The organism is Pseudonocardia sp. D17 (genome assembly GCF_036984265.1).
Lineage (GTDB): Bacteria > Actinomycetota > Actinomycetes > Mycobacteriales > Pseudonocardiaceae > Pseudonocardia > Pseudonocardia benzenivorans.
In genome coordinates this window covers 17,711-23,859 of record NZ_BPRG01000122.1, presented here as the reverse complement: position 1 = coordinate 23,859, position 6,149 = coordinate 17,711, and the positions used below count along the sequence as shown (strand labels likewise).

Below are 6,149 nucleotides of genomic sequence, written 5' to 3'. Positions count from 1 at the left end.
GGGCCGCCCGCGGCGATCGCGCACAGCTTGGCGAACTCGTCGGGGTCGAGGCTCGCCCCGCCGACCAGCGCGCCGTCGACGTCGGGCTCGGCCACGATCTCGCCGACGTTGCCCGACTTCACCGAGCCGCCGTAGAGCACGCGCGCGGACCCGGCCACGGTGTCGCCGTAGAGCTTCCCGAGCGTGCCGCGCACGGCGGCACACACCTCCTGGGCGTCGCCCGCGCCGGCGACCCGGCCCGTGCCGATCGCCCAGATCGGCTCGTACGCGACGACGAGCGTCGCCGCCTGCTCGGGGGTGACCTTCTCGAGCGCGGCGCTGAGCTGCGTCGTGCAGTGGCCGACGTGCTCGCCGGCCTCGCGCACGTCGAGTCCCTCCCCGACACACAGGATGGGCGTGATGCCGCTGGCGAACGCCGCGCGCACCTTCGCGTTGACGACCGCATCGTCCTCGTGGTGGTACGCGCGCCGCTCGGAGTGCCCGACGACGACGTAGCGGCACATGAGCTTGGCCAGCATCGGACCCGAGACGTCCCCGGTGTAGGCACCGGACTCGTGGGGCGAGATGTCCTGCGCGCCGTGGGTCATCAGCAGCCCGTCGCCGTCGATCACGGTCTGGACGCTGCGGATCGCGGTGAACGGCGGGAGCACCGCCACCTCGACCTTGGCGTAGTACTTCTCCGGCAGCCCGTAGGCGAGCTTCTGCAGGAAGGCGATGGCCTCGAGGTGTGTGAGGTTCATCTTCCAGTTGCCGGCGATGAGCGGCTTGCGGCCGCTCGTCGGGGTCCCAGCGGACGGGGTCACTGTCATCCTCGTGTTCGGTGTTCCGGGCGTTCGGGCCGCCCTGGCGGGTCGGCGGTCAGCGATCGAGGACGGAGAGGCCGGGCAGCGCCTTGCCCTCCAGGTACTCCAGGGACGCGCCGCCGCCGGTGGAGATGTGGGAGAACCCGTCCTCGGGCAGGCCCAGGGCGCGCACCGCGGCCGCGGAGTCACCCCCGCCGACGACGCTGAACGCCCCGGCGGCGGTGGCGTCGACGATCGCCTGCGCGACGCCGCGGGTGCCCTTGGCGAACGGCGCCATCTCGAACACGCCCATCGGGCCGTTCCAGAAGACGGTCCTGGCCCCGGAGAGCGCCTCGCCGAACGCGGCCACCGTGTCGGGTCCGACGTCGAGCCCCAGCCAGCCGTCGGGGATCGCGTCGACGGCGACGGTGCGCACCTGCCCGTCGGCGGCGAACCGGTCGGCGACCACGACGTCGACGGGCAGGAGGATCTTGCCCGACTCCAGCAGCTTGCGGGCGTTGCCGATCTGGTCGGACTCGAGCAGCGACGCACCGACCCCGTAGCCCTGCGCGGCGAGGAACGTGAAGCACATCCCGCCGCCGACGAGCAGGCTGTCGACGCGCGGGAGCAGCGCCTCGATGACGGCCAGCTTGTCGGAGACCTTGGAGCCGCCCAGGACGACGCTGTACGGGCGCGCGGGGTCCTCGGTGAGCCTGCGCAGCACCTCGACCTCGGCCTGCACGAGCCCGCCCGCGTACGACGGGAGGTCCTGCGCGACGTCGTACACCGACGCCTGCTTGCGGTGCACGACGCCGAACCCGTCGGAGACGAAGGCGCCGTCGTCGCCGGCGATGGCGACCAGCTCGTCGGCCAGGCCGGCGCGCTCGTCGTCGTCCTTGCTGGTCTCGCGCGGGTCGAACCTGATGTTCTCGACGAGCACGACGTCACCCGCGGCCATGTTCGGCACGGCGTCGAGCGGTACGAGCTTGACCGGCGCGCCGAGCAGCTCACTGAGCCGCGACGCGACGGGCGCGAGCGAGAGGGCCGGGTCCGGCCCGCCCTTCGGCCGGCCCAGGTGCGCCGTGATCACGACGATCGCCCCGGCTCCGGAGAGCTCCGAGATCGTGGGGACCGACGCGCGGATGCGGCCGTCGTCGGTGATCCGGTCGCCGTCGAGCGGGACGTTGAGGTCGGAGCGGACCAGCACGGTCCGGCCCTCGACCCCCTCGTCCAGGAGGTCGTCGAGCGTCTTCACAGCTTCGAGGCGACGAGCGCGGTGATGTCGGCCAGCCGGTTCGAGTAGCCCCACTCGTTGTCGTACCAGCCGACGACCTTGACCTGGTTGCCGATGACCTTGGTCAGGCCCGCGTCGTAGATCGTCGAGTGCGGGTCGGTGACGATGTCCGACGACACGATCGGGTCCTCGGTGTACTTGAGGATGCCCTTGAGCGGACCCTCGGCAGCGGCCCTGAACGCCGCGTTGATCTCCTCGGCCGAGGCCTCCTTGCGGACCTCGACGGTCAGGTCGGTCGCCGAGCCGGTGGGGATCGGCACCCGCAGCGCGTAGCCGTCGAGCTTGCCCTTGAGGTGCGGCAGCACCAGCGAGATCGCCTTGGCCGCACCCGTCGACGTCGGGACGATGTTCAGCGCGGCCGCCCGGGCCCGGCGGAGATCCTTGTGCGGGCCGTCCTGCAGGTTCTGGTCCTGGGTGTAGGCGTGGATCGTGGTCATCAGACCCTTCTCGATCCCCAGCAGGTCGTCCAGCACCTTCGCCAGCGGGGCGAGGCAGTTCGTCGTGCACGAGGCGTTCGAGATGATGGTCTGGCTGCCGTCGTACTGGTCGTCGTTGACGCCCTTGACGATCGTGATGTCCTCGCCGGTGGCCGGCGCGGAGATGACGACCTTCTTGGCCCCGGCGTCGAGGTGCTTCGCGGCCCCCTCGCGCTTGGTGAAGATGCCGGTGGACTCCACGACGACGTCGACGCCCAGGTCCTTCCACGGCAGCTGCGCGGGGTCGCGCTCGGCGAGCGCCTTCAGCGGCTTGCCGTCGACGACGATGTCGTCGCCCGAGGTGCTGACCTCGTAGGGCAGCCGGCCCAGGATCGAGTCGTACTTCAGCAGGTGCGCGAGCGTCGCGTTGTCGGTGAGGTCGTTCACCGCGACGATCTCGATGTCACTGGTGCCGGCGGCGCGCTGGGCGTCCACCGCCCGCCAGAAGTTGCGACCGATCCGACCGAAGCCGTTCACGCCGACGCGAACCGTCACGAGTACCTCCCGAGGATGGAATTCAGGCGAACCTGACCGCCAGACTAGCGTCCGCGTCCTGGCCCGGGCGCACCCTGGTCGGAATCGATTCATGGCCCGCCACCTGCGGCGGACCCCCGGTCAGGCGTCCTCGAGCATCTCCGGTGTGACCGCCGACTCCGTGTCGGGGATCCCCAGGTCGGCGGCGCGCTTGTCGGCCATGTGCAGCAGCCTGCGGATCCGGCCGGCCACGGCGTCCTTGGTCATCGGCGGATCGGCGAGCTGGCCCAGCTCCTCCAGGGACGCCTGGGTGTGCTCGGCGCGCAGCTTGCCCGCGGCCAGCAGGTGCTGCGGCACGTCGTCACCCAGGATCTCCAGCGCCCTGCTGACCCGCGCCGCCGCGGCGACGGCCGCGCGCGCCGACCGGCGCAGGTTGGCGTCGTCGAAGTTGGCGAGCCGGTTGGCGGTCGCCCGGACCTCGCGGCGCATCCGCCGCTCCTCCCAGGCCAGCACCGACGAGTGCGCACCCATGCGGGTCAGCAGCGCGCTGATCGCGTCGCCGTCGCGGACGACGACGCGGTCGGCTCCGCGGACCTCGCGGGCCTTCGCCGTGACGCCGAGCCTGCGGGCGGCGCCGACGAGCGCGAGCGCCGCCTCCGGGCCGGGGCAGGTCACCTCCAGCGCGGACGAGCGGCCCGGCTCGGTGAGCGACCCGTGCGCGAGGAACGCGCCGCGCCAGGCGGCCTCGGCGTCGGACACGTCACCGGACACGACGGGCGGCGGCAGCCCCCGGACGGGACGGCCACGGGCGTCGAGCAGCCCCGTCTGCCGGGCCAGCCCCTCCCCGTCGCGCACCACCCTGATGACGTAGCGCGCGCTGCGACGCAGCCCGCCCGCCGTGATGACGTGCGCCTCGCACTGGTGCCCGTACAGGTCGTGGATCTCACGACGCAGCCGGCGCGCGACCGAGCCCGTGTCCACCTCCGCCTCGATCACGACGCGGCCGCCGACGATGTGCAGCCCGCCCGCGAACCGGAGCAGGGACGCCACCTCGGCGCGCCGGCACGACGGCTTCGTGACCGAGAGCCTGCTCAGCTCGTCCTTCACCGCGGCCGTCATCGCCATCGGGGACACCTCCTGCCGTCGCCTGGGACCGGACACGACCGTGCCGGGCCGCACGCTGCCGGGCTGCACTGGGTGCACACCACCTCAGGTCCTCCTCTCGACTGCTCCGGCCGCGGCGCGTCCCGTGCCGACCAGCACGGATCGCAATGCCGCGGCCAGTGCCGCCGGGTCGTGCCGTGGGACCGCGGGATCGTCCGCGGCCACGGGGGCCAGGTGCACCGTCCCGTCCGGGACGAGCATGGTGCGGGCGGCCCGCCGGAGCCGGTCGGGGACCGGAACCGCGGCCCGGTCCGCGAGCACGGCGTGCACGCGAAGGGCGGGAGCGTGCTGCGAGAGTACGTCGAGGTGCTGTTCGGGCGAGAACCCGGCGGTCTCCCCCGGCTGCGGCGCCAGGTTGAGCACCACGACCCGGCGGGCCGCGGTGGTCAGCAGGGCCTCCCGCAAGCCCGGCACGAGCAGGTGCGGCAGCACGCTGGTGAACCACGATCCGGGGCCGAGCAGCACGACGTCGGCCTCGCGCACCGCGGCCACCGCCTCGCGGCAGGGCGTGGGGTCGGTCGGACGCAGCCACACCCGGCGCACGCGCCCGGGCGTCGACGCGACGGCCACCTGGCCGCGGATCAGCCGGACCGCGGCGGGATCGTCGTCGAGGCCGGTGACCTGCGCCTCGATCGTCAACGGGTCGCAGCTCATCGGCAGCACCCGGCCACGGGCGCCCAGCAGCGCGCCCATCCGGTCGAGCGCGGTCACCGCGTCGCCGGTGACGTCCATCAGCCCGGCGAGCACGAGGTTGCCGACGGCGTGCCCGGCGAGCGCGCCGTTGCCGCCGAAGCGGTGCTGCACGACGCGCACCCACAGGTCGTCACCGGCATCGTGCACAGCGGCGGCATCGTGCACGGCGGCGCGGCCGGTCTCTCGACCGGGTTCCTCGCCCGGTGCCGCGACGGTCGCGGCGCCGTTCTCCGGCGCGACGGGCGCGGCCAGCGCGCACAGCGCCATCCGCAGGTCGCCCGGCGGCAGGGAGCCGAGCTCGCGGCGCAGCCTGCCCGACGACCCGCCGTCGTCGGCGACGGTGACCACGGCCGTGATCCGGTCGACGACGTCGCCGAGCAGGCGGAGCGCGCTGAGGGTGGCGTGCAGCCCGTGCCCGCCCCCCAGCGCGACGGCCCGCAGGCCGCCTCCGTCTCGCTCGCTCACCGTGTGCTCACTCGCGTCCCAGGTCCCGGTGCGACACGTTCACCACGACGTGCTCGGCCCCCGCCAGCCGCCGCGCCAGCTCCTCGCTGATCGCGACGCTACGGTGTTTGCCGCCGGTGCACCCGACGGAGACCGTGAGATAGCGCTTGCCCTCGCGGCGGTAGCCCGCCCCGATCAGCGCGAGCAGGTCCAGGTAGCGGTCGATGAACTCCTCCGCGCCCTCCTGGCTCAGCACGTAGTCGCGCACCGCCGCGTCGCGCCCGGTGAAGTCGCGCAGCTCGGGGATCCAGTGCGGGTTGGGCAGGAACCGCACGTCGACGACCAGGTCGGAGTCCATCGGCAGGCCGTACTTGTAGCCGAAGGACAGCACCGTCACCCGCGTCGCGGGCGAGAGCTCGTCGCCGAACGTCCGCTCCAGCGTGGCGCGCAGCAGCGGCACCGACATCGTCGAGGTGTCGACGACCAGGTCCGCGTCCTCGCGCAGCGGCCGCAGCAGCTCGCGCTCCGCGGCGATGCCGTCGGACAGCCGTCCGTCGCCCTGCATCGGGTGGCTGCGCCGGACCTGCTCGAAGCGCCGGACCAGCACCGCGTCGGTCGCCTCCAGGAACAGCACCCGCGGCTTGTAGCCCCTGGCGTCGAGATCCTTGATCACCGCGCCGAGGTCGTCGGTGAACGCGCGGCTGCGCACGTCCATGACGACGGCGATGCGGGTGATCTCGCCCCGGGCCCGGGCACCCAGGTCGACCATGGTCGCGATCAGCTCGGGCGGGAGGTTGTCGACGACGAACCAGCCCAGGTCCT

The 6,149-nt window shown here is 73.2% G+C and carries 6 protein-coding genes; all 6 read right to left on the bottom strand.

What is annotated here, in order from left to right:
* Positions 1-740 (bottom strand): triose-phosphate isomerase (gene tpiA / locus PSD17_RS19530; RefSeq protein ID WP_445261027.1); only part of this gene is annotated, 740 nt, incomplete at its 3' end.
* Between the two features lie 118 nt (positions 741-858).
* Positions 859-2,037: a phosphoglycerate kinase gene (locus PSD17_RS19525; RefSeq protein ID WP_013675527.1), complete on the bottom strand. Its 1,179-nt coding sequence runs from the start codon at positions 2,035-2,037 to the stop codon at positions 859-861.
* A complete protein-coding gene (gene gap / locus PSD17_RS19520) occupies positions 2,034-3,047 on the bottom strand; it encodes a type I glyceraldehyde-3-phosphate dehydrogenase (protein WP_013675528.1) in 1,014 nt (337 codons plus the stop codon). Before gap ends, PSD17_RS19525 begins: the two co-directional genes overlap by 4 nt.
* 120 nt (positions 3,048-3,167) lie before the next feature.
* Positions 3,168-4,151 carry a DNA-binding protein WhiA gene (gene whiA / locus PSD17_RS19515; RefSeq protein WP_013675529.1) on the bottom strand — a complete coding sequence of 328 codons (984 nt, stop codon included), beginning with the start codon at positions 4,149-4,151 and terminating at the stop codon, positions 3,168-3,170.
* Positions 4,152-4,235: 84 nt separating this feature from the next.
* Entirely contained in the window at positions 4,236-5,348 is a 1,113-nt protein-coding gene (locus PSD17_RS19510; protein ID WP_445261026.1) for a gluconeogenesis factor YvcK family protein, read from the bottom strand.
* Between the two features lie 7 nt (positions 5,349-5,355).
* On the bottom strand, positions 5,356-6,149 hold a 794-nt coding region (rapZ, locus tag PSD17_RS19505), incomplete at its 5' end, for an RNase adapter RapZ (protein ID WP_339124044.1).

Excerpts from the sequence above, each read along its gene's own strand:
- whiA (WP_013675529.1), bottom strand. The coding sequence starts at position 4,151 with ATGGCGATGACGGCCGCGGTGAAGGACGAGCTGAGCAGGCTCTCGGTC.